Source organism: Halobaculum rubrum (genome assembly GCF_019880225.1).
Lineage (GTDB): Archaea > Halobacteriota > Halobacteria > Halobacteriales > Haloferacaceae > Halobaculum > Halobaculum rubrum.
The window spans coordinates 112,628-138,616 of the sequence record NZ_CP082284.1 but is presented as its reverse complement, the minus strand read 5'-3'; the positions used below and the strand labels follow the sequence as shown (position 1 = coordinate 138,616).

Here is a 25,989-nt window from a genome sequence, read left to right as displayed (position 1 = left end):
ACACGATGCAGGGACAATCACAACAGCAGGCGTACGACCGGGGGATCACCATCTTCTCCCCGGACGGTCGCCTCTACCAGGTCGAGTACGCGCGAGAGGCGGTCAAACGAGGCACGACGAGCGTCGGCGTGCGCACGGCGGCGGGCGTCGTGCTCGCCGCGGACAAGCGCTCGCGGTCGGAGCTGATGGAGCCGGAATCCGTCGAGAAGCTCCACAAGATCGACGACCACGTCGCCATCGCCAGCGCCGGTCACGTCGCCGACGCGCGACAGCTCATCGACTTCGCCCGCCGGCAGGCGCAGGTGAACCGGCTGCGCTACGGCGAGGAGATGGGTATCGAGACGCTGACGAAGACCGTCACCGACCACATCCAGCAGTACACACAGATCGGCGGTGCACGTCCGTTCGGCGTCGCGCTCATCGTCGGCGGCATCGAGAACGGCGAGCCCCGCCTGTTCGAGACGGACCCGTCGGGGACGCCCTACGAGTGGAAGGCGCTCTCGATCGGTGCGAACCGCGCCGACGTGCGCGAGCACCTCGAGGAGGGGTACAGCGACGACCTCACGATGGAGGAGGGGATCGAGCTCGCGCTCGCCGCGCTGGCGGAGTCCGGCGACGACGAGGGGCTCGAACCCGACGGCGTCGGCCTCGGGACGATACACGTCGACGACCCGCGGTACGTCGATCACGACGCCGCCTCGGTCGAGGGCTACCTCGACGAGTTCGGCTACCTCGACGACGAGGAGGCGGCATCGGACGAGGACGACGACGCGACTGAGGAGTAACGGGCTTCGGGCGACGGTCCCGAACCGGCCTCGGACCGCCCGTCTCCGACGCACGGCGGCGGCTCACGCTTCACCGACACCGTTCACTCGCGAGTGGAGGCGATGACAGTTGAGAGCCATCCTTCGAGAACTCCTCATCGCGGACTTCGATATCTCCCCGTGACGCGTCGGCTCCGCGGGTCGCCGTGCTCTCACAACTATTTACTCGTGATAGAATAACCCTTTTGACCGCGCGCGTGGTACGCCCGGTCATGAAAGCCATCGCCGTTCGCCGCGGGGAGGAAACCCCGACGGTACTCGAGAAACCGAGACCGGACCCCGCCGAGGGTGAGGCGCTCGTCCGGACGCTGCGCGTCGGGGTCGACGGGACCGACCACGAGGTCATCGCGGGAAGCCACGGCGGCTACCCCGAGGGCGAGGACCACATGGTTCTGGGCCACGAGGCGGTCGGCGTCGTCGTCGACACGAACGGGACGGGGCTGTCCGAGGGCGACGTCGTCGTGCCCACCGTTCGTCGGCGGCCGAACGGCTCGAACGACTACTTCGCGCGCGGGGAGCCGGACATGGCGCCGGCCGGGGAGTACCACGAGCGCGGCATCGACGGCGCCCACGGGTTCATGTCCGAGTACTTCGCCAGTCCCGCCGAGCACCTCGTGCACTGTCCGCCCGAGCTCGCGGAGCTCGGCTTCCTCGTGGAGCCCGCGTCGATCACCGAGAAGGCGATCGAACACGCCCGCGCCAGCCGGTCGGCGTTCGAGTGGTCGCCGGAGTCGGCGCTCGTGCTCGGCAACGGCAGCCTCGGGCTGCTCACGGTCGCGATGCTACAGGAGTCGTTCGACCGCCTCTACTGTCTGGGTCGACGTGACCGCCCGGATCCGACGATCGACATCATCGACGAGCTGGGCGCGACGTACGTCGACTCCCGGGAGACGCCGGTCGATGCGGTAGCCGGGGTGTACGAGCCGATGGACCTCGTGTACGAGGCGACCGGCCACGCGAAACACGCCTTCGAGACGGTCGAGGCGCTGGCGCCAAACGGCGTCGGCGCGCTGCTGGGCGTGCCCGGCGACTGGCAGTTCGAGATCGACGGCGGCACGCTCCACCGCGAGCTCGTCCTCCACAACAAGGCGCTCGTGGGCTCGGTGAACTCGAACGTCCGTCACTTCGGGCGCGCCGTCGAATCGGTCGCTGCGCTGCCCGAGTGGTTCACCGAGGACCTGGTGACCGGGGTGTACGGACTCGACGAGTTCGAGCGAGCGTTCGACGACGACGACACCACTATCAAGACGGCCGTGGAATTCGGGTCACGATGAAGAACGTCGACGACCTCATCGACGACGCGGCGGAGCTGGCCGAGCGCGGGCTCTCGAAGGGCGAGATCGCCGACGAGCTGAACGTCTCCCGCGAGACGGCCTCCTGGCTCGTGAACCGGTCGGGCGCCACGCCCGCGGACGCGGGCGACGACGGCGGCACCGGCGGTCCGTCCGGCCCGCAGGACATCCACGTCGACTGGTCCGCGGTCGGCCGCGACTCCACGCGCCTCACCCACGTCGGCCGCGCGATGGCGGACCTGCTCGTCAAGCAGGGCGAGGAGGTCGACCTCACCGTCGGCATCGAGAAGGCGGGGACGCCGCTGGCGACGACGATCGCACGGGAGCTCGACACGGATCTCGCGGCGTACGCGCCGGCGAAACACCAGTGGGACGAGGGCGACATCGACGACGTGGGCGGGGGCTTCTCGCGCAACTTCGCGACGATCCGCGGCCGGGAGTGTTTCGTCGTCGACGACACCGTCACCTCCGGGACGACGCTCACGGAGACCGTCGAGGCCGTGCAGGCCGAGGGGGGCCAGCCCAAGGCCTGCGTCGTCATCGTCGACAAGCAGGGGCTCGACGAGGTCAACGGGGTTCCGGTCCACTCGCTGATCAACGTCGTCGGCGTCGGCCGCGAGTGATCCGGGTCGGTGCCCTCCATCCCCGGTTCGGACGCCGACCCGACCATCACGTGGGATCTCTCGGCGGGTGAGGACCGCGTCACCGGCGGACTCGCGGTTGCTGCGCTCGGGCTGATCGCGGGCGTCCTCGTCGGCCCACTGCTCGGAAGCGTCGTGACCGTCGCCGGCGCGGCGATCGGCGGCGACATGGTTCTCCTCGTTGTCGCCGCGGCGGCGGTCATCGTCGCGATCGCGGTGAACCGCGCGCTGTTCGCCGCGATCCGTGCGCTCCCCGACACCGGAGTCGGCTCCCGATTCGGACGTGGCGGCGTCGCCGTCGCGCTGATCTGGGGCGGACTCCTCCACGTCTCGGGGGTTCTCGTTCTCGACGGACTGTGGTTCTCGGGTGTGCTGGTCGCCGTCGGGCTCGCGTTGCTCGTCGTCGTGGCTATCGTCTCCGGGAGGGGTACGGTCGACCCCAGTACGGGGACGATCAAGTACGTCGGCAGCGAGCTCCCGCTCGGTTCGATCAGGTCGATCCGCTCGATCGAGATCGGCGACCGCGTGGTCGTGTTCGTCCGGTACTACGCCGGACACGCGGGGGCACACCGGCTGCCGACGTTTTCCCGGGACGCGTTCGTCGCCGCCGAACCACTGCTAGCGCCGAGCACTCCGCCCACGGGTGGGGACCGTGACGGCGCGCCGGCCGCGGTCAAGGCGGCTGCCGCGACGATGTGTGCTGGATCGCTCGTGCTCACCGGCGGCGTCTACGTGATCGCGCCCCCGGACGCCCGACCGCTCGTCGTGATGCTCGCACTGTTAACTCTCCCCGCTACCGTGGTGCTCGGGTGGTACGCGTACGCCGGGTAGGAGTCGATCGGGCCGTGCAACGGCCGAACGGTCCGCCCAACCCGCCCCCGTCACAACGTCTATCAACCGGAGTCGCCTACGACCGCGCATGGCATTCCAACCCGAAAGCGAGCTGACGGCCGAGGAGGCCGCCGAGCGCGTCGAGGAGGCGCTCGCGGAGAACGACGTGGTGCTGTTCATGAAGGGGAACCGGCTCATGCCCCAGTGCGGCTACTCGAAGCGCGCGCTCGGGCTCATTTCCCAGCACGTCGAGGAGTTCGAGACCATCGACGTGCTCCCGGCGCTGCCGGAGTACCGAGCGGCGTTGGAGGAGGTGGGCGGGTGGGAGACCATCCCGCAGACGTACGTCGACGGCGAGTTCGTCGGCGGCAGCGACATCCTCGCGGAGTTGGACGAGCGCGGGGAGCTGGCCGAGACCCTCGAAATCGACGCGTAGACGCCGTGAACCGGCGAGCGGCCCGGACGATGCGGCGTTGCGGCAGCCGGGGACAGGTGTTTTACGCGTCGGGTTCGTAGATACCGACGAGTCGGGTCGTTCGGACGGCGCCCGCGGGACGCCGCGGCGCTTCCTCGTCGCACCCACCCCCATCCCCACATATGTCAGGTCGCGTATACAGACTTCACTCGACGCTCGAACTGCCACTGGAAGACCTGCAGGACCACTTCGCGTCCGACCCGGAGCTCCCGGGGGACGTCGACGACGTCGACATCACACGCCGGAACAACACGCTGATCCTGAAGGCGGTGTCGAGCGACGAATCGATCGGGAAGTACACCCCGACGGCGCAGCTGAAAGCGAGCGTCTCCGAGACGCGCGTGTACGAGGAGGAGCCGCCGCGCACCGGCGGCGGCTGGATGCAGGAGGAAGAAGAGGAGATCCCCTCCGAACTCGTCGAGTTCGCCTGCTTCAAAGGCGATCGCGAGACGGTGTTACAGAACACCGCGCTCCAGTACCCGATGTTCCTCGTGCTCCGTGAGATCGCGCTGCTCTCGGAGAAGGGGACGCTGACGGCGATCACCGAGGCCGACGACGAACTTCACGCCCACCGCATCGTCGAGGGCGAGGAACGCCCCGCCAGCGTCGAGGTCGTCGAGACTCCCAACCGCGAGGGGGAGAAGGGCGGCGTCGAGTGGCGGGACAACAAGTTCATCTCGTAAGACGAGCGTCCCCGCGACGGACGCCGGTCGAGCGTCGGCAGTTTTCACACGCCGGTCGAGTTCTGCAGCCACGTGTGCGCCGATACCAACGGACGGGTCGCCGCAAGCTCGGTATCCGCCGCCGTCCCCCTCCGTGGGTGAGAATCTGTCACGGAGTTAGGGACACAAAACCTTTGAACCTGTAATTACATCTCATTACCACACATGGCCGAGTCACAGGAGTTCCCGGACTATCTGGACGTGGACTACACCGACGGCGAGGGCGAGCAGCCCGGCGACTACCCGAGCATCGAGCACAAGCTCGAGAAGGCGCTAGAGGTCGTCGAGGCGGGCCTGCGCGAGTACGACAACCCCGCGGTGATGTGGACCGGCGGGAAGGACTCGACGCTGACGCTGTACTTCGTGAAGGAGGTCGTCGAGCAGCACGACGAGCTGGAGCTGCCGGTGACAGTGTTCATCGACCACTTCCAGCACTTCGACGAGCTGATGGAGTTCGTCCGCCACTGGGCCGACGAGTGGGACCTGGAGGTCGTCTGGGCCCGTAACACGGACGTGGGCGACTACGTCGACGAGAACGGCCTGGAGCCGGGCGACGACATCCCCGTCGACGCCCTCTCCGAGCACAACCAGCATCACATCCGCAACATCCTCGAGTACGAGGACGAGACGTTCCCGTTCCTGCTCGACACGTACGTCGGCAACCACCTGCTGAAGACGGTCGCGCTCAACGACACGCTGGAGTCCGAGGACATCGACGGCATCATCTCGGGCATCCGCTGGGACGAGCAGGAGGCGCGCGCCGACGAGACGTTCTTCTCGCCGCGCCACGACCCGGACATCTACCCGCCCCACGACCGTATTCAGCCGATCCTGCAGTTCGAGGAGGCCGACGTGTGGGACGCCTTCTGGTACTTCGTCGTGCCGGAGACGGTCGATGGCTACCCCGAGGACGGCTACGTCCCGCAGGGGTTCGACGACCTGCCGGAGGGCATCGAGATCGAGGACATCCCCGTCTCGCCGAAGTACTTCGCGGGGTTCCGATCGCTGGGCTCGCAGATCTCGACGGACAAGTCCGCCGAGGAGCCCGCCTGGCTGCAGGACATGGAGAACACGACCGAGCGCGCCGGCCGCGCCCAGGACAAGGAGGACCTGATGGAGCGCCTGCGCGACCTCGGCTACATGTAACGACGGGCGGTGACCGCCCCGCCGCGCGACGAGGGAGGACAGAACCGTCACGGGTAAGGTCGCCTTCCCCCGTACCCACGGTATGAGCGACGACGCCGCCGGCGACGCCGACACGGCCGCTCCGGACGGGGAGGCCTACGTCGGGCTGTTCTCCGGCGGGAAGGACTCCTCGTGGGCGGTGTATCGGGCGCTGGAGCGCGGACTTCCGGTCGAGCGCCTCCTGACGGTCCACCCCGCGGGCGACTCGTACATGTACCACGTCCCCGAGACCCGGCTGGCCGCGCTGGCGGCCGAGAGTATCGGGATCCCGCTCGTCGAGGTAGAGCCCGAGGCCTTCGGCGCCGACGAGGCGACCGATTCGGGCGCGCAGGGCGACAGCGAACTGGAGCCGATGGAGGCTGCCATCGCAGACCTCGCCGAGAGCCTGCCGCTCGCGGGCGTCACCGCCGGCGCCGTCGAGTCGGAGTTCCAGACGAGCCGGATCGAGGCGATGTGCGATCGGCTGGGGATCGAGCTGTTCGCGCCGCTGTGGCAGCGCGACCCCCGGGCGCTCGCCGAGGAGATGCTCGACGCGGGGTTCGAGATCCGGATCCTCCAGGTCGCGGCCGCGGGGCTGGACGAGTCGTGGCTCGGACGGACGCTCGATCGCGAGGCGCTCGCGGAGCTGGAGGAGCTCAACGACGAGTACGGCGTCCACATCCTCGGAGAGGGCGGCGAGTTCGAGACGTTCGTCACCGACGGGCCACACATGGACCGCCGGATCGAACTGGAGTACGACACGGAGTGGAACGGGACGCGCGGGCGGATCCGGGTAACTGACGCGCGATTGGCCGAATAGATCAGCTGTCGTTCGTGAGCCGGGAGTGGGCGCCGATGAGCGCGCCCGAGAGGTCGAGGCCGTCGACGACGGTCTCCTCGTCGATGATGCTGCCGCGTACGTCGGCGTCCCTGATGGTCGCGTTGCCGAAGACGACCGACTCCTCGAGCGATGAGTCGACGATCTCCGTGCCCGCGAGGACGTACACGTTGTCGCCGATCTCGGAGTTCTCGACGGTCGCGTCCGGGTGGACGACCGACTCGCCGTTGAGGTACCACGAGACGGCGTCGAGGTAGCTCTCGGGCGTGCCGATGTCGAACCACGCCTCCTCGAAGGTGAACGCGTGGACGGGCTGGCGCGACTGAAGCCACTGGATGAACCAGCCGGGCTCGTCCGGGTTGTTGCCGTCCGAGAGGTACGCCTCGAAGTCCGGGAGCGTCTCCTGGGGGAACGCGTAGCAGGCGATGGACACGAGCGTGCTCTTGGGGTCGTCGGGCTTCTCCTGGAAGTCGACGACGCGGTCGCCGTCGAGTTGGACCAGCCCGTAGCTCTTGGCGCGCTCGCGCGAGCCGACGTCGTAGGCCGCCAGCGTCGGCGTCCCCTTCTCGGCGAAGAAGTCGACGAACTCGGCGACGTCGAAGGAGATGAGGTTGTCGCCGGCGACGACGACGAGATCGTCGTCCACGTTCTCGCGGTCGATCAGCTGCGCGAGCGCGCCGACGACGCCGAACTTCTCGTCCTCGGCGCTGGTGTCCTCGACCGAGACGGTCGGCTTCTCGAAGTCGGCGTCGGCGAGATACGTCTCGAACTCCCCGGCGAAGCGCTCGTTCGTGGAGACGAACACCTCGTCGATCCGGTCGTCGGCCTCCAGATCGCCGAATATCTCGTCGATGACGGTCCCGTCACCGACCGGAAGCAGCATCTTCGGCCGATTGCGCGTTATCGGCCAGAGCCTCGTCGCGTATCCGCCTGCGAGCACAACTGCCTTCATGCGACCACGGTTACGCCGGACCGACAAGGGCTTTTCCTCTTTTGTCTCACTAGTTCGACAGATCTCGACGGGGCGGGCCGGGCGCCGGTCGCCCGAAACCGATTCCCGCGCCGGCGACCTACGGCGGGTATGCCCGAGCGGACGACCCGAGAGCGGATCGCCGAGACGCTGCGCGAGCGGGCGTGTTCCGGCAGCGCGCTCGCGGCCGAGTTCGACGTACCTCGCTCCGTGGTGTACGACCACCTGGATCACGTCGCGCAGTCGCTGCCCGACCGCGAGCAGTTCCTGGTGGCGCCGCCGACGTGTCGCGACTGCGGGTTCGACGACTTCGACGACCCGATGAACTCCCCGTCGCGGTGTCCATCGTGTAAGGGGGAAAGCGTCGAGGAGCCACAGTTCGTGATCGAGTCCGCCTGACGACGAGCGGACCCAGCGACGCCTACGCGGTCGCCTCGACGCCCAGTTCCGCGAGCAGCGTCTCCGCCGCCTCGCTCGACGACCCGGGCCCGCGGGCCGTGATCAGGTCGCCGTCGACGGTGACGCTGGTGTCGGCCTCGAGCTCGGCGTCGAAGTTCCCGCCGGCGGCGACGACCTCGTCCTCGACCCAATAGGGGAGCTTGCGCCCCTCGAGCCGATCGAACTCGTCGACGATCCCCTCCTCCCACTCGTTCGGGAAGCCGGTCACGTCGCGGCCGTCGACGAGGAACCCGCCGTCGTCGGTCCGTGTGAACGCGAGGATCCCGACGGCGTGACAGACGACCAGCGCGACGCCGTCGTCGCCGGCGACGGCCTCCCGGAGCGCGGTTCGGGCGTGTCGGTCCTGGTTCACGTCCCAGACGGTGCCGTGGCCGCCGGGGAACACGACGGCGTCGTAGTCGGCGGCCTCGACCGTCGTGATCGGCTCGGGGTCACGCAGGCGGTCGTCGGTCTCGTGGACCTCGCGGTACTCCTCGACCGTCTCCTCGCCGATGTCTTCGGGGTCGAGCGACCGCTCGTCGACCACCGGCGGCGATCCGGACGGTGTCGCCACGGTCACGTCGACGCCGGCGGCGTCGAGCGTCGTGAGCGGCTCGATACACTCCTCGGCCCAGTACCCTTCTTCGCTGACGACGAACAACGCCGTGGTGTCGCTCATGCGCTCGAACTGGGGGCCGGGCGCCGGAAAACGTGTCGCCGGCGGAACTGGGGGCCGGTGAGCGAACTGTCCTCCCCAGCACGACCGGCCGCGGCGATCCGACCGGCCGCGGTACCGTGAGCGACCGCCTCCGGGCCGCTTATCCCGGCCCCCCGACAACGGAGACCAATGGCAGTGGGTACCCGGACGGTGTTGGCCCTCCTCGGCGGCGTCGTGCTGACGGTGGGTGTGTACCTCCACGCGACCGAGCGAGAAAGCGCCGGCTACGCGGTGATGGCGCTGGGGTTCGCGACCGCCGCCGGCTGGGCGTTTCTCGGCATGGAACTGGCGAGCATGGGGCAAGCTTCGATCCCCGAGACGACGTATCTCTCGGGGGGGATGGCCGCCGTCACCCTCGCAATGTACTTCGGGATGCGCGCGCGAGGCGAGTGAGCGGTCTCACGCGATCCGACACCCGACGTGGTCGTCGATATCTCTACAATAAATTCGTCTTTTGTTTTCGGCTGTTTTCGCCAGATCGCGAACGTCGAACTATCTGCCACACTGTTCGAGAATCGTCAATTCTAGACGACTACCATGGGAGAACAACGAGGCGAATAGCTGAAATACTGATTTCAGTGAACCGTTCCGATATGAGAGGATCCCACATGCTTAAGTTCGGTATTCCATAATGACCGTCCGTATGTCAGACAACCAGTCCGGATCCAGCCGACGTCGGTTCCTCCAGGGAACCGGCGTCGCAGCGGTCTCGGCCAGCCTCGCCGGTTGCTCGGGCAACGGCGGCGGTGAGGAGACCGATACCGACGAATCGACCGCGACTCCGACGGAGGAGAGCACTCCGACCGAAGTCGACGAGAGCGCCGACGTCCCGACCGGCGGCAAGTTCAACTTCGGGATGGGAACCGCCCCGAAGGGGATCAACGTCCTCGCGACGTCCTCGGCGTACTCCGGCGTGATCACCGACCAGATCTACGAGCTCGGAACGTCGACCGACCCGGTCAACTTCGAGGTTCACCCGAACGTCTTCACCGACTGGGACTTCGAGGAACTCGACGAAACGGGCGACAACGACCAGCCGAACGTCCGGATCCGCTTCAACGTCCGGACCGACGGCCTGACGTGGAACGACGGCGAGGAGTTCACCGCCGAGGACGTCGTCTGGTCGTACAACTACCTGATGGATCAGGAGCCCGGCGGCTTCATTTCGGTCATCGCCCCGATCATGTCTGTGGAGCTGTCCGACAGCTCCGACTGGGACTGCGAGATGATCCTGAACAAGCCGATCGGGACGTACGCGTCCAGCCAGCTCGCGCTGCCGATCCTCCCGAAGCACAAGTGGGAGGGCGTGGACGACTTCAACACGTACCAGCCGTACGAGAACGGCGGTCCCGTCGGCCTCGGCCCGGGTGTCGTCACCCGCTACGAGCCCGACACGTCCATCGAGATCTCCTACGCCGAGCGCGAGGGCGAGTACAACCTCTCGGATCTGGAGTGGCGCAGCGAGGTCCCCGGGATCCGCTCCGGCGGCCCGTTCGTCGACGCGATCCGTATCTCGGTGTACTCGTCCACGTCCGCGCTCACGCAGGCGTTCTTCGAGGGCGACATCGACTCGATGTACAGCGGTATCCGGACCTCCCGCATCGAGGACGTGCAGGATGCCGAGGGGAAGGAGCTGATCGACGGCTTCGACACCGGGTACGGCCACTACTCGTTCAACCTCCGGCGGACCCCGCTCGACGACACGACGTTCCGGCAGGTCCTCGGGTTCGCGTTCGACGACATCTACTGGACGGACCGCCTCCAGCGCGGCTACGCCCAGGAGGGCGACTTCATCATGCCGCCGGGCTACGCCGCCGTGCGGCCCGAGACCGGAACCGATCAGGAACTCCTCTCGGGGGCGTCCACGCAGGCGTTCCACTTCCGGCAGTCCAGCCCGGGCGTCGCGGACGTGGAGAACATCCGTAGCTTCCTCACCGACGGCAAGGTCATCAGCGGCGAGGGCGGCACCTACATCGGTCAGGAGTACCCCGGCAGCCTCACCGGCGTGAACGCGGGTCAGACCGAGGCCAAGCACGACTACAGCTTCGGCTCGGTCGAGTCCGAGGTGCTCCAGGAGTCCGACCAGAACCCCGACCAGGAGATCCGGGTCAACGGTCAGACGATCACCGATCTCAACGACGGGCCGATCACGATGTACGTGTACCCGGCCGCCGACAGCCCGCAGACGGCCAAGATGGTCGAGAACTTCATCGCCGCGCTCCAGTCGATCGGGATCCCGATCAACCGCCAGGTGATGTCGTTCAACACCATGCTCGGCAAGGTGTACGGCGAGGAGGACTTCGACATCTTCCCGATGGGATGGGTGAACCTCTCGCCGTTCGCGACGAGCACGCTGTACAGCCTGTTCCACTCCGACAACGCCGACGACCACTCCGTGGTCGACACCGGCGAGGAGGAGAACACGAGCACGCTGCTCAACAACCCGATGGCGTACGGCGTGTTCGAGGACGCGGGCGCCGACGACCTCATCTCCGAGGCGCGCAGCACGATGGAGACCGAACAGCGCAACGACATCGCCCGTCAGGCCGTCGAGCGCATCTACCTCGACTTCCCGACGATGGTCACGTCCTACGACGTGACGAAGTGGCCGGTCAACACCGCAGACTGGGCCGGCTTCGTGGGGAACATCCCGGGACCGGGCTCGACGTACCTGGCGACACAGTTCCTGCAGGTCCACCAGACCGAGTAACGACCGACGCCGAGTCGGGTCGACCTCCGACCCTCACGACGCCTTCGGCGCCGGGAGCCTCGTTCCCCGCCGGGGTTTCATACGGCGTCGATGGGTCCTAAACGGAAGATGCAACAGGTTCAAACCGTCGCCTTCGCCATACAAGACTACGCCGAGCGGTCCCACAACGCATGACCAGAATCAGTGGAAAGTACCTCGCCAAACGGATCGTCGTTTCGTACCTGACGCTCCTAGTGATAATGTCGCTGCTGTTCGTTCTCATCCGCAGCATGCCCGGCTCGTTCATCACGAGCATGATCTCTTCAGGCATGACAGGCGAACAGATCCAGCGCATCCGGGAGACGTGGGGACTGAACGAACCATTGTGGAAGCAGTATCTGAACTTCATGATCAACTACCAGACCGGGAACTTCGGCCGGTCGCCCACCTACAACACGCAGGTCTGGGACCTCATCGTGCGCCGGATGCCCCGGACCCTGGTGTTGTTCGGCTCCACGTTCATCATCGGGTTCATCATCGGTCCGCTGGTGGGGATGTACCTCGGCTGGTGGCGCGGATCGAGAAAGGACAAGAGTATCTTCAGCACGTCGCTGCTGCTGTACTCGATGCCGAGCTTCTGGATCTCCTGGCTGTTCATCTGGGTGCTGAACTACGAGCTCGGGTGGCTGCCCAGCGCGTACATGTTCACCCAGTTCCCGGAGTTCCAGTGGACGGCGTTCACCGTGATGCGGGACGTCCTGTTCCACATCGCGCTCCCGATCATCAGCCTCACCTTCATCGGGTGGGTCGGCTCCATGCTCATCATGCGGCCGACGATGAACCAGGTCACCGACGAGGGATACGTGTTCCTCGCACGGGCCAAGGGCCTGTCCGAACGGACGGTCATGGTCAAACACGCCGCGCGCAACGCGCTCATTCCGGTCGCGACCGGCGCGGTCGTCAGCCTCGCGTTCCTCATCGACGGGTCGGTGATCATCGAGAACGTGTTCAACTGGCCCGGGATGGGACAGATCATCGTGAGCGCGGTGCTCAACCGGGACTTCCCGGTCGCGCAGGCCGTGTTCTTCATGCTCGCGTTGCTGATCGTGTTGATGCGGCTGCTCACCGACGTGGTGTACACGTACCTCGACCCCCGGATCAAGTTCGGGGAGGGTGAATAATGGCTACGCAACAGGACTCCTCCGGATCCGACGGCGAATCGCTCAAGCGGCGCTGGGAGCCGCGGCTCGAACGACTGCGGCGCGGCTGGGACCGCTACACCGAACATCGAATCGGCGTGATCGGGCTGATCATCCTCGTGGTGTACTCGCTGTGGGCGATCGCGCCGGGGCTGTTCGCCCCCCATTCGACGGACTGGATCGCCTACCTCGGCGAGCCGCCGTTCGAGAGCCGCCTCACCGGCGAGCAGATCCGGTCGCTCCCGCACCCGCCGGCGTTCGGCGACCCGTTCTTCGCGCCGCTGGGGACGAACGCCAACGGCTACGGAGTGTTCAGTCTCGTCATCTACTCGGCGAAGAACGCGATGTACATCGGGCTGGCTGCCGGCCTGCTCTCCAGCCTCGTGGGGGTTCCCCTGGGACTCATCTCCGGGTTCTACGGTGACACGTGGATCGACGAGGCGATCCAGCGGTTCGTCGACATCATGTACGGCCTGCCGTTCCTGCCGTTCCTGATCGTCCTGGTCGCTATCCGCGGCATCACGACGACCAACATCATCATCGGTATCGCGGTCACCTCGTGGCTCAACAACTGCATCACCATCCGCGGGGAGACGCTCTCGCTGAAGGAGCGGTCGTACGTCGAGTCCGCGAAGGTCGCCGGGGCCTCCGACACCCGGATCATCTTCCGGCACATCATGCCGAACGTGCTCCCCATCTCGTTCGTGTTCCTCGCGCAGGACGCCGCGGGCGCGGTGATCGCGCAGGCGTCGCTGGCGTACCTCGGACTGGCGGACTTCACGGCGAACTCCTGGGGGATCATGCTGCAGAACATCAAGTCCTCCGGCTACATCTTCGACGCCTGGTGGTGGCTGCTGCCGCCGGGCCTCGCGCTGATGCTGATGGCCGCATCGTTCTACTTCATCGGCTTCTCGATGGAGGACGTGACCAACCCGCAACGGTGACGAACATACAAATCAAATGACACTACTCGAAGTAAACGATCTCTCGGTACGATACGCCGTCGACGACGGCTCGGCGGTCCACGCGGCCGACGAGGTGAGCTTCGCCGTCGACCCCGGCGAGACCTACGGGCTCGTCGGCGAGTCCGGCTGCGGAAAGACGACGCTGGCGAAGAGCCTGGTCCACCTGCTCGACGACAACGGCTACATCGAGAGCGGGAACATCTGGTTCGACAGCACCCTCCCGCAGTGGACCGACGAGAACGGCGACGCCAAGCAGTCGGTCATCGACGACCCCGACAAGCCTGTCCGCGATGACGGCATGACCGACCTGGCGGAGCTGAGCAACAAACAGATCCGCGACGTTCGGTGGCGCGACATCGCCATCATCCCGCAGTCGGCGATGAACGCGCTGAACCCGGTGTACAAGGTCGGCGACCAGATCGTCGAGGCGATCCTCCGGCACGAGCCTGAGACGACCGCCGAGGAGGCACACGAACGGGCGCGCGATCTGCTCGAACGGGTCGGCATCGAACCCGAGCGGGCGGACGATTACGCCCATCAGTTCTCCGGCGGCATGAAACAGCGCGCGGTCATCGCGATGGCGATGGCGTGCAGTCCCGACCTGCTGATCGCCGACGAGCCGACCACCGCGCTCGACGTGATCATTCAAGACCGAATCCTCGAGGAGCTGGAGGCGCTCCAGGACGAGTTCGACGTCTCGATCCTCGTCATCAGCCACGACATCTCGGTGATGGCGGAGATCTGCGACCGGATGGCCGTCATGTACGGCGGGAAGGTAATGGAGGCCGGGCCGAAGACGGAGATCTTCGGGGAGACCGCCAACCCGTACACGTTGGGGCTGAAGAACTCCTTCCCGACGATAACCGCGAGCGACCAAGACCTCGTCTCCATTCCGGGGACGCCGCCGACGCTGCGCGACCCCGGTGACGGGTGTCGCTTCCGCGAGCGGTGTCCGTTCGCGATCGAGGAGTGTCACGCGAGCCATCCGCCGATGTACGACGTCGAGGCGGCGTCCGAGCGCGGGCGGGCCGAGGAGTCGACCGACGAACGCGCGCACCGCTCGGCGTGTTACCGAATCGACGAGCTCGAACAGCTACGAACCGACGCACTGGAGGAATCCACATGGACCGAGCAGAGGATCGAGAGCCGCTAGTAGAGATCGACGGGCTTCGGAAGCTCTTCGACCAGTCGCAGGGTATCGTCGACACCGTGCTCGGTCGGGAGCCGCAGCCGGTCCGCGCGGTCGACGGCGTCTCGCTGGACATCTACCAGGGGGACATCGTCGGCATCGCGGGCGAGTCCGGCTGCGGAAAGACCACCCTCGGGAAGCTGTTGGTGAAGCTGTACGACCCGACGGAGGGGACGATCCGCTTCGACGGGAACGACATCACCGACATGACCCGAGAGGAGGAACACGCGTTCCGCAAGCGCGTGCAGATGATCTTCCAGGACCCGTTCGAATCGCTCAACCCCCGCATGACGGTGTACGACACCGTCGCGGAGCCGCTCAAGATCAACGAGATGGTCGATGGGTACGAGGAGCGGCGCACGCGCGTCAAGGAGGTGCTGGAGGACGTTGGGCTCGGCCCGGCCGAGGTGTATCTCGACTCCTTCCCCGACGAACTCTCCGGCGGCGAGCGCCAGCGCGTCGCGATCGCTCGTGCGCTGGTCGTCGACCCGGACTTCATCGTCTGTGACGAGCCGGTGTCGATGCTCGACGTGTCGATCCGCGCCGGCGTGCTCAACCTCATGAAGGAGCTGCAGGCCGAGTACGACCTCACGTACCTGTTCATCAGCCACGACCTCTCGCTGATCCGGTACATGTGCGATCGCGCGGGCATCATGTACCTCGGCAACATGGTTGAGCAGGGGCCGACCGACGACATCATCGACGACCCCAAGCATCCGTACACGGAGGCGCTGTTCGATGCCGTACCGGACGTCGAACTCGGAGCTGAACGCCGCCGGGCGAACGCGACGGGCGAGGTCCCGTCGCCGCGGAACCCGCCCAGCGGCTGTCGGTACCACCCGCGGTGTGCACACATCATCCCGCCGGACGACTGGACCGGCAGCCAGGAGGCGTTCCGGCGCGCCTACCAGTTCAAGCTGAAGCTCCGCCGGGGCGACATCAGCCCGAACACGCTCGACGACGCCGTCCGCGACGAGGTCGAGGCGCTCGTGGAACACGGGCTGACGCTGGACGTTCCGGAGGAGTACCGCACCGAGACCGAGGTGGAGACCGGCGGCAGTCGCGTCGACCTCGGCGGCATCGACCTCCCGACCTCGACGCACCGCTCGCTGACGGAGGCGGCGGAGTCGGTCCTCGAGGACGACACGGAGGCCGCCCTCGAGGCGCTCGAGGGGGAGATCACCACGCCGTGTGAGTCCCGTACGCCGCAGCCACAGCCGTCGGGGACGCGCGAGGTTGCGTGTCATCTCTACGACGGCGGGGACGTCGAGAGCCTCGGCGGCTCCGACGGTGGACTGGGCGCGGCTCCTACGGAGGACTGAGCGTGGTACGGTCCCCGAGCGCCCAACGGGCCCTCCTCACGGCCTTCGCCGTGCTGCTGGCCGTCGGCGGCGCCGCGTTCGCGTCGACCGCCGGTGCGCAGTTGGCTTGGCAGGAACGCGACGCCGTCGACTTCGAGCCGACCGGCTACGAGATCGTCGACGGCGACCAGCCGACGGTTCGTGTGACCCTCGCGGTGTCGAACCCGACGGGCGTCGGCGTCACGCTCACCCCGTCATCCTTCGTCGTCTTCGAGGGGAGCGCCGCCGCGGAGAACCGGCTCAGCGTTCCGCGAACCGCGCGCCTCGCGGAAGCGTCGAGCGACGTGAGGGTCTCGGCCGGCGGGACGGGGACGGTGACGGTCGTCGCCGACCTGCCGCCCGAGCGACTCGACCGAACGCGGACGGCGCTCGCCGAGGGACGTGTCGTCTCCTCGGGGACGTTCAGACTGACGATCAGGGGACGGAGTGACTTCGTCAATGTCTGACCGCGAGTCGACGCTGCGCGCGGCGCTCGCGCGGCCGGCGGAGGCGTCGTTCGGCTCTCGCCGCGAGCGACTGCTGTCGGCGGGCGTCGTCGGGACGCTCGCCGGCGTGCTCGGCGCGATGGCGACGTACGTCCTCCGGCTACAGGAACTGTCACCGGCGTGGGCGGGCGACCTCCCGATGGCCGCGCTCGTGGTCGCCTCGGGGGCGCTCGTGAAGCTCCTGTGTGAGCAGTTGCGCACCAGCCTGGCGGCGCTTTCCGTCGCGATCGTCGGCGGCGGCGCCCTCGCGTTCGCGACGGCTGCGGCGCCGTACCTCCTGCTCGACATCTCGACGCTCGGCGGGTTCGCGCTCATGCCCGTGTTCAGGGACGTCATCACGTTCCTGGTGTTCGGGCAGATCCCCCTGCAGTTCGTGGGCTATCTGCTCGCGATCGTCTACGACGGCGCGACCGCCTGACCCCCTCGTCGTCGCTTCGCTTCTCTCCTCCTCGATGGGCCGGTCGCGACCGCGACGACAGGCATTTGCTCCGCCGGTCGATACCCTGTGGTATGCCGAGCGACATCCCGACGGAGGAGAAGTCGGTGCGCGAGCGAGGGACCTACGCCAACGACGGCAACGACCCGACGCTCGCGTCGTATCTCTCGTCGCTGTTCTTCCTCCTGTCGGTGCCCACGCTCGTGACGGTCGCCTACGGCGGCTACTGGGCGGGGCTGTACTCCGAGTCGGCCGTCGTGCCGGCGTTCGCGGGGCTGCTCGTGTCGGCGATCGCGGCGGCCTTCGCCGTGATGCACTACCGGACGGGCAGTTAGGAGCGAGACTGAAGCGGGGCCGACCTACACGGCGGAGGTTCAGGCCGTTCCTGCGGTCACCCGAGGCGACGAGCCGCCCTCAGTACCACTTGTCCTTGTAGATGCACTGGATCGGCTCGGAGACGACGTTCGTGGCGAGCGCGAGCGAGACGAGCCCCACGGCGCCGTCGACGGCGTCCGGATCCGGATCCTCGCCCCACTCGGCGATCCCGACGCCGAGTTCGGTGTGCCAGTCGAACACCGTCACCAGCCACTCGTCAGGAAGCGTCCGGTCGCGCTCCTCGGCGCCGTTGACGAGCCGGAAGAGATACTTGAACGTCGTGTCCTCCCGCTCGGAGACGTCGTCGCCGGCGTCGTAGCCGGGCACGTTGGGCGTGCCGAACAGTTGGACGAGCCGGTACAGCGCGGTGCCGATGTCGTCGTGGGCGCCGCGTTCGGTGGGGTCGGGATCCAACTCGACGTACACGTCGTCGCGCGACTCACGGAGGTTCACCTCGCGGAGCTCCTCGCCGTCGCCTCGCCGGTCGGCGATCTCCTCGCGCGCGACGGGGACGAGCGTGAACTCCTGTAGTTCCTCGACTGGAGGAGTCTGGGGGTGATCTCTGATGTCGACGGACATTCAGTATGCGAACCCCATGAACCCGCGCCAGCCGGCGTATCCGGCCACGAAGCAGACGACCCCCGTGGCGAGCACGATGAGCGACTCGATCGATGAGATCTCCTGTATCCCGTTCAGGTTGAAGTAGAGGGTGACGCCGAGCATCATGAAGATGTAGCCGAGGACCAAGCCGACGATCATAACCCCCAACGAGGCGACGCCGAGGGGACCCTTCGCGGCGTCGGGGACGCGGTTTGTCACGGACATTGTTGCTACTCGCAGGTACCGGTGCCGTGGCTATTAATTCCCTCGCTACGCGGTCACACGGGGTGACCGCGAACGAGGACCGCCAGACGCGTCGGGGTGGTCGACGACCCTGACGCCGTCGCCCCGGGGACTCAGCGATCTGGGTCCGTATCGTCGTCGCGGGCCGCCTCCGTCTCGCCGGGTTCGGCGTCGCCGAGGGGGCTCATCGCAGGGTCGAACTCCGACCCGTCGCCGGTCGGGTCCTCGGCGTCCGTGGCCGCGTCCGGGCGGTCCACCGAGGAGGGGTCGCGGTCGCGTCGCGACCGTTCGTGTTCGCCGCGCTCGCGGGCGTCGCTGGTGAGCCCGTACTCCTCGGCGATCGGTCTCCGGGCGCGGTAGCCGATCGCGAGCGCGACGACGCCGGCGACGCCGTACACGACCACCGGCGTCGAGGTCACGCCGACCTCGCCGGTGACGACCGAGAGGTGCAGCGCCTGTCCGATCGAGAGGGCGCCGACGACGAGCATCGCCGTGGAGATCACGCCGAGGAAGCGAGTCGAGACCATACCGTTGGTGGGCGCGCCGTCGTGAAAAACGCGGGGGAGTCGGCCGCCTCAGCCGTCGCCGTACTCGTCGACGACGACGACCTCGCCGTCCTCGACGGTGACGTTGATCAGCGTCTTCACCGAGTGGTCGGTGTCGTCGAGCTTGTTCGGGCCCGCCTTCTTGATCACCGCGACCACGTCGACCACGTCGGCGCCGATGTGGGTGAGCGCGTCGAGGATGCCCTTCATGGTGCCGCCCGTCGAGAGCACGTCGTCGAGCACGAGCACGCGGTCGCCCTCGAACACGTCGTTGATGTACATCTCGCCCTCGGAGTAGCCCGTCTCCTGCTGGAGCGCGACCTCGCCGTCGAGGCCGTACTCGCGCTTGCGGATGACGACCAGCGGGATGTCGGTCATCAGCGACAGGGCGGTGGAGATGTGGATCCCCATCGCGGCGGGGGTGACGATCTTGTCGACGTCCTCGATCTGGGCCTTCCGGATGATCCGGATGACGATCTCCCGGAGGAGCTCGGGCTCCAGCATCGGAACACCGTCGCTGATCGGGTGGACGAAGTACTGGTACTCGCCCTTCTCGATGATCGGCGCCTCCAGCAGGGACTGGCGCAGGCGGTCCATGTCGACCCGACGGCGACGACCCCGTAAAGGTTGACGGATCCGCGGAGGCGATCCGGCCGGCTCAGACCACGAGCACCAGCGCCACGATGAGCAGCGCGGTCACGAGCAGGACGCTCGTCCCGAACCCGGCCCGGAGGCTGATCCGGTCGTCCGCCTCGTCGCTCGCGACGCTTTCGTCCTCGACGAGCGACCGGACGACGCCGGACCGTTCGGCGACCGCCGCGGGGTCGCGGACGGCGCCCGCGACGGCACTCGAGCCGGCGACGACCGTACGGTCGACGGCGGCGTACAGCTCGGTGACACCGACGACGAGCGCGCGGGTGCCGTAAAAGCCCGCGCGGTTGTAGAGAGCGTCCACGTCGGGCACGCGGCCCACCTTCGAGAGCGGCTTCTTCAGGATCACGAAGCCGACCACGCCGAGCGCCGCGAGGATCAGCCCCTCCTCGACGTGGCTGACGGTGTAGGTCGTGTACTCGTAGCTTCCCGTGTCGGGCAGTACCGCGAACAGCGCGGGCGGGTAGACGCCGAGCACGACGCACGGAACCGCCACGGCCACCATGGCGACCTTCTGGCCGACGTTCGCCGGCCGCACGTCGCCGTCGTACTCGCCGTGGAGGAACACGTAGTAGCCCAGCTTGATGAACGAGAGGAACGTGCCGACGCCCCCCGCGAGCAGCAGGTACCAGATGACGTCGTAGTGCTTCTTGTGTGCGGCCCCGAGCACCATCCCCTTCGAGACGAAGCCGTTGAACCCGGGGAAGCCGGCGATCGACAGCGCCGCGATCAGGAACGCGACGGCGGTGAGCGGCAGCTTTCGCCAGAGGCCGCCCAGGTCGTCCAGGTGCTCCTCGCCGGTGCGGTAGATGACGACGCCGACGGTCATGAACAGCAGGCTCTTGTAGAGGATGTGGTTGAACACGTGGCCGAAGGCACCCGCCGTCGCGAGCGCGCCGCCGAGGCCGACGCCGGCGACCATGTATCCGACCTGCGACTGGATGTGATACGAGAGCAGCCGACGCATGTCGCCCTGCAGCAGCGCCATGCCGGCGCCGAAGACGGCCATCAGCGCGCCCATGTACGCGATCGCGATCTCACCCTCCGGGAACGCGCGGAACATGCCGTACACGCCGGTCTTGGTCGTGAACACGCACAGGAACACGCTCGCGGCGATGTGTGGCCGGGGGTACGTGTCCGGCAGCCACGCGTGCAGCCCGATGAAGCCGACGTTGACGCCGATCCCCACCGCGGCGAGCACGGGGGCGACGACGCCCGCGAGCCCGTCGCCGGTGAACAGGAACGTCCCCGCCGCGGCGTAGTGCCAGACGATCGCTCCCAGCAGGAGCGTGCCGCCGACGCCGTGCAGCAGGGCGTACCGGAAGCCCGCCCGGACCGCGCGGCCGCCGTAGTGCCACACCAGCAGCGTGCTGGTAACGGCCATCAGCTCCCAGAAGAGGATCAACGTGAGCCAGTCGCCGCCGAAGACGGCGCCGAGGCTCGTGCCGACGTAACCCAGCGCGAAGGCGGTCTGGCGCTCGTCGGCGCCGCTGGCCCACGAGTACAGCACCGCGACCGCGCCGATGAAGCCGAAGATAACGCCCATCAGCCGCGAGAAGCCGTCGACGTTGAACAGGACGGCGTCGAAGCCGAACAAAAGCGTCGGGAGGTGCTCGCCGCCGGGCACGAGCCACACGTACGGCACGACCGCCGCGGTCGCGAGCACGCCCAGCGCGTGTCCCCCGCGTCGGCCCAGCAGCGGGACGACGAGCGCGGCCGCCAGCACGAACACGAACGGCGGGACCAGGGGGTCGACCGCCACCATCAGACGCTCACCCCCGTCGCGCCCGCGACGATCAGCCGGACGATCCTGAGGAACACCGCGCCGTCGGGAACGATCCCGAGGACGACCGAGCCCAGAGCGGTGACGAGGATCGGCGCGATCATGAACCACGTCGACTCGCCGCCGGTCCACCCGCGGCGCTCCCAGCCGCCGGCGTGGTCGTGGCCGCCTTCGTGGCCGTACGCGTCCCCGCCGCCGTCCGCGACAGCGTCGGTATCGGCGTCAGTGTCAGCATCAGCCTCGGCGACGGCCGCGGGACCCCACGACAGCCGGCCACCGAACGGTCCCCCGATGAGCGGCTTCTCGTCGGTCTCCTCGGGCGACTCGAAGAACGCTGTGTACACGACCGGCCAGAAGTAGGCGATGTTCAACACTCCCGAGACGAGCAGCGCGACCGCGAACAGCGTCTGTCCCGCCGATATCGACCCGATGAGCAGGAAGTACTTGCTCACGAAGCCGGCGACCAGCGGGATGCCGGCCATCCCGGCGGCCGCGACGGCAAAGGCCGCCATCGTCAGCGGCATCCGTCGCCCGATCCCGGCCATGTCGGAGATGTCGTCGGTGTGGGTCTCGACGTGGAGCGCGCCGGCGGCGAAGAACAGGGTGATCTTCATGAACCCGTGCGCGGGGATGTGCAGCAGGCCGCCAACCAACGATGTGGGCGCCAACACCGCCAGCCCGAGCACGATGTACGACAGTTGGCTCACCGTCGAGAAGGCGAGCCTTCGCTTGAGGTTGTCCTGTCTGAGCGCGATGACGGACGCGACCACGAGCGTGAACGCGGCGACCGCCGCAAGCGGGAGCCCCATCCCGAGGTCCCCGACCGTCTCCGGTCCGAACACGTCGAGGACGACGCGCGCGATACCGAAGACGCCGCTCTTGACGACCGCCACCGCGTGCAACAGCGCGGAGACGGGCGTCGGCGCCACCATCGCGTCCGGCAGCCACGAGTGAAGCGGCATCAGCGCGGCCTTCACGCCGAACCCGGACGCCAGCAGCGCGAACGCCAACCGGGCGAACAGCGGGTCCGCGGCGGCGAGCCCCTCGATCCCGCCGGGGGTGAACGCGACGGTTCCGGTGAGCCAGTAGACGAGCGCGGTGCCCGCCAACACGGCGACGCCGCCGCCGAAGGTGTACGCGAGGTACTTGCGGGCGGCCGAGCGGGCCTCGTCGGTCTCGTCGTGGGCGACGAGCGGGTACGTCGCCACGGTGAGCAGCTCGTAGAACACGAAGATCACCAGCAGGTTCGACGCGAACGCGACGCCCACCGCCGCCGAGACGCTGGCGGCGAAGGCGGCGAAGTAGCGGGTCTGGCCGTGTTCGTCGAGCCCGCGCATGTAGCCGATGCTGTAGCTGCTGGTGACGATCCACAGGAAGCTCGCCAACAGCGCAAAGAGGATCCCCAGCGCGTCCGCCTCCAGCGCGAAGCGGGCCCCCGGGAGGAACGATCCCAGGTCCGTGACGTACGTGTCGCCGGCGAGCACGCCGGGGACCATGCTGGCGACGATGCCGAACTTCGCGAGCGCCGCGACCGCGGTCCACGACTCGCGGACGTTCGGTCGGCTCCCGGACAGCAGGATCGGGACGATCGCGACGGCGGAGACGAGCACGGCCGCGAGCGGTCTGAGTGACGTGATCTCGGTCATGAGAGGAGCACCTCCACGGTCGGGGCGAGCGCGGACTCATACGCCGGGACGGCCGCCCCGAGGCCGACGGCGAGCAAGGCTGCCGCGACGACGACGGCAACCATTCCGAGCGAGACGCCGCGGTCGGCCGAGGAGTGGCCGCCGGCGTCGCGTCCCTCGCCGCCGTCGGCGACGGCGGCGTCGGCCGAGCCGGTCTCGGCCGCGGCGGGCGCCTCGCGGAAGAACATCCGTTCGAGCAGGCGCGCGAAGTACGCGAGCGTCAGCAGCGTCGACAGGAGGATGACGACCGCGAGCCCCCACGCGCCCGCCTCCAGCGTGCCGACGACGATGTACCACTTGCCGAAGAAGCCGATCGCCGGCGGCACGCCCACCATTCCGAGCGTGAGCACGCCGAAGGCGGCCGCAGCGGCGGGCATCCGCGAGCCGAGCCCGTCGAAGTCGGCGACGGAGCGACCGCCGACGCCGGTGGCGACGAGCCCGGCCGCGAGGAACAGCCCGCCCTTCATCACCGCGTGGCCAACGAGGTGGACCGTCAGTCCGACCAGCGCCGTCGCGTTCGTCACCGACAGCGCGGCGACGACGAGCCCGAACTGCGACACCGAGGAGTACGCGAGCATCCGCTTGATCTCCGTCTGTGCGACCGCGAGCCCGCTCCCCACGACGATGCTGACGGCGGCCGTCGCCGCCAGCAGCGGGCGCGCGAACGGGACCGCGTCGAGGAACTCCGGCGTGAACACCGTGAGCACGATCCGGACGAGCGCGTACGCGCTCACCGTCGACACGAGCGAGGCGATGAGCGCGCTCACCGAGTCGGGCGAGCCGGCGTACGCCTCCGGCTGCCAGGTGTGCAGCGGGAACATCGCGACCTTGACGAACAGCCCGACGACGACGAACGCGAACGACGCCCGGACGAGCGGCGACGCGTAGCCGACGGCGGCGAGCTCGGTCGACAGGTCGGCCATGTTCAGCGTCCCCGTGGCGACGTACGCGTAGCCGACGCCCAGCAGGTACAGCGAGGCGCCGAACGTCCCCACGAGCAGGTACTTCAGGCCCGCCACCGCCGAGCGGCCGCCCTCGCCGCTGGCGACGAGCGCGTAGGCGGTTAGGCCGGTGATCTCGAGGAACACGTACATGTTGAACGCGTCACCGGTGATCGACATCCCGGTGAGCCCGGTGACGAGCAGGAGATACGTCGAGTAGAACTGGTTCGAGCGCGGTCCGGCGCGACGTGCGTACGCGAGCACGCCGAGCGCGACGACCGCCACCAGCACGACCATCGTCGCCGACAGCCCGTCGACGAGGAGTTCGATCCCGTACGGGATCGTGAAGTCCCCGACGGCGTAGCTCCCGGGAGCGCCCGAGAGCCCGTCGGCGGCGAACGCGACCGCGCCGGCGACCTGCACCGACAGCGTCGCCGCCGCGACGTACCACCCGGAGCGGTCGAAGCGAACCCCCGCGAGCAGCGACACGAGCGCCCCGAGGATCGGGAGCACGACCAGCAGCGCCGGGAGGTCACTCACCGTCGTTCACCTCCGTGACCACGTCCGCGCGGAGCGTTCCGTACTCCCCGTAGATACGGACGATGAGTCCAAGCGCCACCGCGGTGAGGCTCACCCCGACGACGATGGCCGTCAGGATGAGTACGTGCGGCAGCGGGCTCACGTACGGCCCCGGCTCCGACAGCAGCGGCGCGGACGCGCCGGTCACGTACGCCGAGGCGATGAGGAACAGGAAGATCCCGGACTGGAAGACGTTCATCCCGATCACCTTCTTGACGAGGTTTCGATCCCCGATCACCATGTGGGCGCCGATCCCGAGCAGCAGGAACGCGACGACGAAGTACGCCCGGTCGACGAGCACGTCGATCACTCCGCCACCTCCTCGTCGTCCTCGTTCGAGTGGCCCGCCGCCAGCGCGAAGAACAGGCCGACGACGGTCACGGAGACGATGATCCCGATCCCGACCTCGACCAGTTCGATACCGTACTTGCTGGAGTGTGCCACCGGAATGGCCGTGTACTCGAGGAACGCGCCGCCGGAGGCGACCGCGGCGAGGCCGATCCCCATGAACAGCGCGACGCCGAAGACGACGAGCACCGTGAGCATCGACGCGGAGAGCCAGTCGCGGGTCGGCCCGACGCCGAAGGCGATCGCGATCATCAGGATCGCGGTCCCGACGATGACGCCGCCCTGGAAGCCGCCGCCGGCGGAGTCGGCGCCGTGGAACATCACGAACGCGCCGAGCGTGAACACGAACGGCGCGACGATGCGGACGGTGGCCATGATGATCGGGCTCTCGACGTACGGCCGATCGGGGCCGTTCGCGACGGAGAACTCGTCGTCGCCGTCGGCCGTCGACGACGAGCTCATGCCAACACCCCCCGGTCGAGCACGACCAGCAGTCCGATGAGCGCGGCGAACACGACGACCGCCTCCCCGAGGGTGTCGAACCCGCGGTAGGCCGCAAGCACCGCCGTCACGGCGTTCTCGACGCCGGTCTCGGTGTAGGCGTTCTCCAGGTAGTAGTTCGACACCCGCGAAGTCGCGACCGGCGTCGACGACGAGCCGACCGGCGGCAACGCCGACAGCGTCGTCGCCAGCGCGGCCACGAGCAGCCCGGAGACGCCGACCGCCGTCAGGTCGACGTCGATGAACAGGTCGTCTCCGGCTGGTCTAACGGTCTTGGCGATCGTCAACAGGAACAACACCGTCGTCACGCCGGCGCCGACGGCCGCCTCGGTCAGCCCCACGTCCGGCGCGCGCAACAGCAGCCAGACGACGGCGATCCCGAGGCTGTACGCCGCGAAGGCGATGATCGACGCGAGCACGTCGCGAAGCAGCGCCGTCGCCAGCGCCGCCCCGAGAACGAACGCGAGGACCGCCCACTCGACGGGTGTCACCGGCGGTCAC

Annotated in this window: 30 protein-coding genes; 18 read left to right on the top strand and 12 right to left on the bottom strand. The window is 68.0% G+C overall.

Going from position 1 to position 25,989, the window contains the following annotated elements; all coding sequences use genetic code 11:
• Positions 1–5 precede the first annotated feature (5 nt).
• The 8 genes from psmA to K6T25_RS00740 all read left to right on the top strand — a co-directional run bounded on the left by psmA (position 6) and on the right by K6T25_RS00740 (position 6,769).
• Positions 6–785 (top strand): archaeal proteasome endopeptidase complex subunit alpha, encoded by a 780-nt coding sequence (gene psmA / locus K6T25_RS00775; RefSeq protein WP_222915727.1) that lies wholly within the window; start codon positions 6–8, stop codon positions 783–785.
• A gap of 251 nt (positions 786–1,036) precedes the next feature.
• Positions 1,037–2,098, top strand: coding sequence for a glucose 1-dehydrogenase (locus K6T25_RS00770; protein WP_222915725.1), 1,062 nt, complete (start codon positions 1,037–1,039; stop codon positions 2,096–2,098).
• Positions 2,095–2,739 carry a transcriptional regulator GfcR gene (gene gfcR / locus K6T25_RS00765; protein WP_222915723.1) on the top strand — a complete coding sequence of 215 codons (645 nt, stop codon included), beginning with the start codon at positions 2,095–2,097 and terminating at the stop codon, positions 2,737–2,739. Before K6T25_RS00770 ends, gfcR begins: the two co-directional genes overlap by 4 nt.
• A gap of 9 nt (positions 2,740–2,748) precedes the next feature.
• A complete protein-coding gene (locus K6T25_RS00760; RefSeq protein WP_222915721.1) occupies positions 2,749–3,588 on the top strand; it encodes a hypothetical protein in 840 nt (279 codons plus the stop codon).
• Positions 3,589–3,676: 88 nt separating this feature from the next.
• Positions 3,677–4,024 (top strand): glutaredoxin family protein, encoded by a 348-nt coding sequence (locus K6T25_RS00755; protein ID WP_222915719.1) that lies wholly within the window; start codon positions 3,677–3,679, stop codon positions 4,022–4,024.
• 161 nt (positions 4,025–4,185) lie between these two features.
• Entirely contained in the window at positions 4,186–4,746 is a 561-nt protein-coding gene (locus K6T25_RS00750) for a DUF7110 family protein (RefSeq protein ID WP_222915717.1), read from the top strand.
• 204 nt (positions 4,747–4,950) lie between these two features.
• Positions 4,951–5,931 (top strand): phosphoadenosine phosphosulfate reductase family protein, encoded by a 981-nt coding sequence (locus K6T25_RS00745; protein ID WP_222915715.1) that lies wholly within the window; start codon positions 4,951–4,953, stop codon positions 5,929–5,931.
• A gap of 82 nt (positions 5,932–6,013) precedes the next feature.
• Positions 6,014–6,769 carry a diphthine--ammonia ligase gene (locus K6T25_RS00740; protein ID WP_222915712.1) on the top strand — a complete coding sequence of 252 codons (756 nt, stop codon included), beginning with the start codon at positions 6,014–6,016 and terminating at the stop codon, positions 6,767–6,769.
• Position 6,770: 1 nt separating this feature from the next.
• Here K6T25_RS00740 and K6T25_RS00735 read toward each other — a convergent pair whose 3' ends face one another.
• A complete protein-coding gene (locus tag K6T25_RS00735; protein WP_222915710.1) occupies positions 6,771–7,739 on the bottom strand; it encodes a nucleotidyltransferase family protein in 969 nt (322 codons plus the stop codon).
• A 129-nt stretch (positions 7,740–7,868) separates the two neighbouring features.
• Between K6T25_RS00735 and K6T25_RS00730 the strand changes: the two genes are divergently transcribed.
• A complete protein-coding gene (locus K6T25_RS00730; RefSeq protein WP_222915708.1) occupies positions 7,869–8,156 on the top strand; it encodes a transcriptional regulator in 288 nt (95 codons plus the stop codon).
• Positions 8,157–8,178: 22 nt separating this feature from the next.
• Here K6T25_RS00730 and K6T25_RS00725 read toward each other — a convergent pair whose 3' ends face one another.
• The gene (locus tag K6T25_RS00725) at positions 8,179–8,874 is read right to left on the bottom strand and encodes a type 1 glutamine amidotransferase domain-containing protein (RefSeq protein ID WP_222915707.1); all 696 of its coding nucleotides are present in this window, start codon (positions 8,872–8,874) and stop codon (positions 8,179–8,181) included.
• Positions 8,875–9,042: 168 nt separating this feature from the next.
• Between K6T25_RS00725 and K6T25_RS00720 the strand changes: the two genes are divergently transcribed.
• From K6T25_RS00720 to K6T25_RS00680, 9 genes are all read left to right on the top strand, one after another.
• Positions 9,043–9,306, top strand: coding sequence for a hypothetical protein (locus K6T25_RS00720; protein ID WP_222915706.1), 264 nt, complete (start codon positions 9,043–9,045; stop codon positions 9,304–9,306).
• A 250-nt stretch (positions 9,307–9,556) separates the two neighbouring features.
• A complete protein-coding gene (locus tag K6T25_RS00715) occupies positions 9,557–11,623 on the top strand; it encodes an ABC transporter substrate-binding protein (protein ID WP_222915705.1) in 2,067 nt (688 codons plus the stop codon).
• Positions 11,624–11,793: 170 nt separating this feature from the next.
• Positions 11,794–12,783: an ABC transporter permease gene (locus tag K6T25_RS00710; protein ID WP_222915704.1), complete on the top strand. Its 990-nt coding sequence runs from the start codon at positions 11,794–11,796 to the stop codon at positions 12,781–12,783.
• On the top strand, positions 12,783–13,745 hold the full coding sequence (locus K6T25_RS00705; RefSeq protein ID WP_222915703.1) for an ABC transporter permease: 963 nt from the start codon (positions 12,783–12,785) through the stop codon (positions 13,743–13,745). The genes K6T25_RS00710 and K6T25_RS00705 overlap by 1 nt, the downstream gene beginning before the upstream one ends.
• A gap of 16 nt (positions 13,746–13,761) precedes the next feature.
• On the top strand, positions 13,762–14,919 hold the full coding sequence (locus K6T25_RS00700; RefSeq protein WP_222915702.1) for an ABC transporter ATP-binding protein: 1,158 nt from the start codon (positions 13,762–13,764) through the stop codon (positions 14,917–14,919).
• Complete coding sequence (locus tag K6T25_RS00695; RefSeq protein WP_222915701.1) at positions 14,889–16,277, top strand: ABC transporter ATP-binding protein; 1,389 nt, start codon at positions 14,889–14,891, stop codon at positions 16,275–16,277. The genes K6T25_RS00700 and K6T25_RS00695 overlap by 31 nt, the downstream gene beginning before the upstream one ends.
• Positions 16,278–16,279: 2 nt before the next feature.
• Positions 16,280–16,762: a hypothetical protein gene (locus tag K6T25_RS00690; RefSeq protein WP_222915699.1), complete on the top strand. Its 483-nt coding sequence runs from the start codon at positions 16,280–16,282 to the stop codon at positions 16,760–16,762.
• Positions 16,755–17,219 (top strand): hypothetical protein, encoded by a 465-nt coding sequence (locus K6T25_RS00685; protein ID WP_222915697.1) that lies wholly within the window; start codon positions 16,755–16,757, stop codon positions 17,217–17,219. Before K6T25_RS00690 ends, K6T25_RS00685 begins: the two co-directional genes overlap by 8 nt.
• 92 nt (positions 17,220–17,311) lie before the next feature.
• Positions 17,312–17,572 carry a hypothetical protein gene (locus K6T25_RS00680; protein ID WP_222915696.1) on the top strand — a complete coding sequence of 87 codons (261 nt, stop codon included), beginning with the start codon at positions 17,312–17,314 and terminating at the stop codon, positions 17,570–17,572.
• Positions 17,573–17,651: 79 nt separating this feature from the next.
• Here the strand turns inward: K6T25_RS00680 and K6T25_RS00675 are convergent, their stop codons facing one another.
• From K6T25_RS00675 to K6T25_RS00630, 10 genes are all read right to left on the bottom strand, one after another.
• On the bottom strand, positions 17,652–18,191 hold the full coding sequence (locus K6T25_RS00675; RefSeq protein WP_222915695.1) for a hypothetical protein: 540 nt from the start codon (positions 18,189–18,191) through the stop codon (positions 17,652–17,654).
• The gene (locus tag K6T25_RS00670; protein ID WP_222915693.1) at positions 18,192–18,437 is read right to left on the bottom strand and encodes a hypothetical protein; all 246 of its coding nucleotides are present in this window, start codon (positions 18,435–18,437) and stop codon (positions 18,192–18,194) included.
• 131 nt (positions 18,438–18,568) lie between these two features.
• A complete protein-coding gene (locus K6T25_RS00665; protein WP_222915692.1) occupies positions 18,569–18,982 on the bottom strand; it encodes a hypothetical protein in 414 nt (137 codons plus the stop codon).
• 48 nt (positions 18,983–19,030) lie between these two features.
• Complete coding sequence (gene hpt / locus K6T25_RS00660; RefSeq protein WP_222915690.1) at positions 19,031–19,597, bottom strand: hypoxanthine/guanine phosphoribosyltransferase; 567 nt, start codon at positions 19,595–19,597, stop codon at positions 19,031–19,033.
• A 61-nt stretch (positions 19,598–19,658) separates the two neighbouring features.
• Positions 19,659–21,413 carry a Na(+)/H(+) antiporter subunit D gene (locus K6T25_RS00655; RefSeq protein WP_345778240.1) on the bottom strand — a complete coding sequence of 585 codons (1,755 nt, stop codon included), beginning with the start codon at positions 21,411–21,413 and terminating at the stop codon, positions 19,659–19,661.
• Positions 21,414–21,415: 2 nt separating this feature from the next.
• Positions 21,416–23,080: a cation:proton antiporter gene (locus K6T25_RS00650; RefSeq protein WP_222915687.1), complete on the bottom strand. Its 1,665-nt coding sequence runs from the start codon at positions 23,078–23,080 to the stop codon at positions 21,416–21,418.
• Positions 23,077–24,600 (bottom strand): monovalent cation/H+ antiporter subunit D family protein, encoded by a 1,524-nt coding sequence (locus tag K6T25_RS00645; RefSeq protein WP_222915685.1) that lies wholly within the window; start codon positions 24,598–24,600, stop codon positions 23,077–23,079. Before K6T25_RS00645 ends, K6T25_RS00650 begins: the two co-directional genes overlap by 4 nt.
• Positions 24,593–24,949 carry a cation:proton antiporter subunit C gene (locus K6T25_RS00640; protein WP_222915684.1) on the bottom strand — a complete coding sequence of 119 codons (357 nt, stop codon included), beginning with the start codon at positions 24,947–24,949 and terminating at the stop codon, positions 24,593–24,595. Before K6T25_RS00640 ends, K6T25_RS00645 begins: the two co-directional genes overlap by 8 nt.
• Positions 24,946–25,449 (bottom strand): MnhB domain-containing protein, encoded by a 504-nt coding sequence (locus K6T25_RS00635; protein WP_222915682.1) that lies wholly within the window; start codon positions 25,447–25,449, stop codon positions 24,946–24,948. The genes K6T25_RS00640 and K6T25_RS00635 overlap by 4 nt, the downstream gene beginning before the upstream one ends.
• A complete protein-coding gene (locus K6T25_RS00630; protein ID WP_222915681.1) occupies positions 25,446–25,979 on the bottom strand; it encodes a DUF4040 domain-containing protein in 534 nt (177 codons plus the stop codon). Before K6T25_RS00630 ends, K6T25_RS00635 begins: the two co-directional genes overlap by 4 nt.
• Positions 25,980–25,989 lie beyond the last annotated feature (10 nt).

Excerpts from the sequence above, each read along its gene's own strand:
- psmA (WP_222915727.1), top strand. The coding sequence starts at position 6 with ATGCAGGGACAATCACAACAGCAGGCGTACGACCGGGGGATCACCATC.
- K6T25_RS00770 (WP_222915725.1), top strand. The coding sequence starts at position 1,037 with ATGAAAGCCATCGCCGTTCGCCGCGGGGAGGAAACCCCGACGGTACTC.
- gfcR (WP_222915723.1), top strand. The coding sequence starts at position 2,095 with ATGAAGAACGTCGACGACCTCATCGACGACGCGGCGGAGCTGGCCGAG.
- K6T25_RS00755 (WP_222915719.1), top strand. The coding sequence starts at position 3,677 with ATGGCATTCCAACCCGAAAGCGAGCTGACGGCCGAGGAGGCCGCCGAG.
- K6T25_RS00750 (WP_222915717.1), top strand. The coding sequence starts at position 4,186 with ATGTCAGGTCGCGTATACAGACTTCACTCGACGCTCGAACTGCCACTG.
- K6T25_RS00745 (WP_222915715.1), top strand. The coding sequence starts at position 4,951 with ATGGCCGAGTCACAGGAGTTCCCGGACTATCTGGACGTGGACTACACC.
- K6T25_RS00740 (WP_222915712.1), top strand. The coding sequence starts at position 6,014 with ATGAGCGACGACGCCGCCGGCGACGCCGACACGGCCGCTCCGGACGGG.
- K6T25_RS00735 (WP_222915710.1), bottom strand. The coding sequence starts at position 7,739 with ATGAAGGCAGTTGTGCTCGCAGGCGGATACGCGACGAGGCTCTGGCCG.
- K6T25_RS00730 (WP_222915708.1), top strand. The coding sequence starts at position 7,869 with ATGCCCGAGCGGACGACCCGAGAGCGGATCGCCGAGACGCTGCGCGAG.
- K6T25_RS00725 (WP_222915707.1), bottom strand. The coding sequence starts at position 8,874 with ATGAGCGACACCACGGCGTTGTTCGTCGTCAGCGAAGAAGGGTACTGG.
- K6T25_RS00720 (WP_222915706.1), top strand. The coding sequence starts at position 9,043 with ATGGCAGTGGGTACCCGGACGGTGTTGGCCCTCCTCGGCGGCGTCGTG.
- K6T25_RS00715 (WP_222915705.1), top strand. The coding sequence starts at position 9,557 with ATGTCAGACAACCAGTCCGGATCCAGCCGACGTCGGTTCCTCCAGGGA.
- K6T25_RS00710 (WP_222915704.1), top strand. The coding sequence starts at position 11,794 with ATGACCAGAATCAGTGGAAAGTACCTCGCCAAACGGATCGTCGTTTCG.
- K6T25_RS00705 (WP_222915703.1), top strand. The coding sequence starts at position 12,783 with ATGGCTACGCAACAGGACTCCTCCGGATCCGACGGCGAATCGCTCAAG.
- K6T25_RS00700 (WP_222915702.1), top strand. The coding sequence starts at position 13,762 with ATGACACTACTCGAAGTAAACGATCTCTCGGTACGATACGCCGTCGAC.
- K6T25_RS00695 (WP_222915701.1), top strand. The coding sequence starts at position 14,889 with ATGGACCGAGCAGAGGATCGAGAGCCGCTAGTAGAGATCGACGGGCTT.
- K6T25_RS00685 (WP_222915697.1), top strand. The coding sequence starts at position 16,755 with ATGTCTGACCGCGAGTCGACGCTGCGCGCGGCGCTCGCGCGGCCGGCG.
- K6T25_RS00680 (WP_222915696.1), top strand. The coding sequence starts at position 17,312 with ATGCCGAGCGACATCCCGACGGAGGAGAAGTCGGTGCGCGAGCGAGGG.
- K6T25_RS00675 (WP_222915695.1), bottom strand. The coding sequence starts at position 18,191 with ATGTCCGTCGACATCAGAGATCACCCCCAGACTCCTCCAGTCGAGGAA.
- K6T25_RS00670 (WP_222915693.1), bottom strand. The coding sequence starts at position 18,437 with ATGTCCGTGACAAACCGCGTCCCCGACGCCGCGAAGGGTCCCCTCGGC.
- K6T25_RS00665 (WP_222915692.1), bottom strand. The coding sequence starts at position 18,982 with ATGGTCTCGACTCGCTTCCTCGGCGTGATCTCCACGGCGATGCTCGTC.
- hpt (WP_222915690.1), bottom strand. The coding sequence starts at position 19,597 with ATGGACCGCCTGCGCCAGTCCCTGCTGGAGGCGCCGATCATCGAGAAG.
- K6T25_RS00650 (WP_222915687.1), bottom strand. The coding sequence starts at position 23,080 with ATGACCGAGATCACGTCACTCAGACCGCTCGCGGCCGTGCTCGTCTCC.
- K6T25_RS00635 (WP_222915682.1), bottom strand. The coding sequence starts at position 25,449 with ATGAGCTCGTCGTCGACGGCCGACGGCGACGACGAGTTCTCCGTCGCG.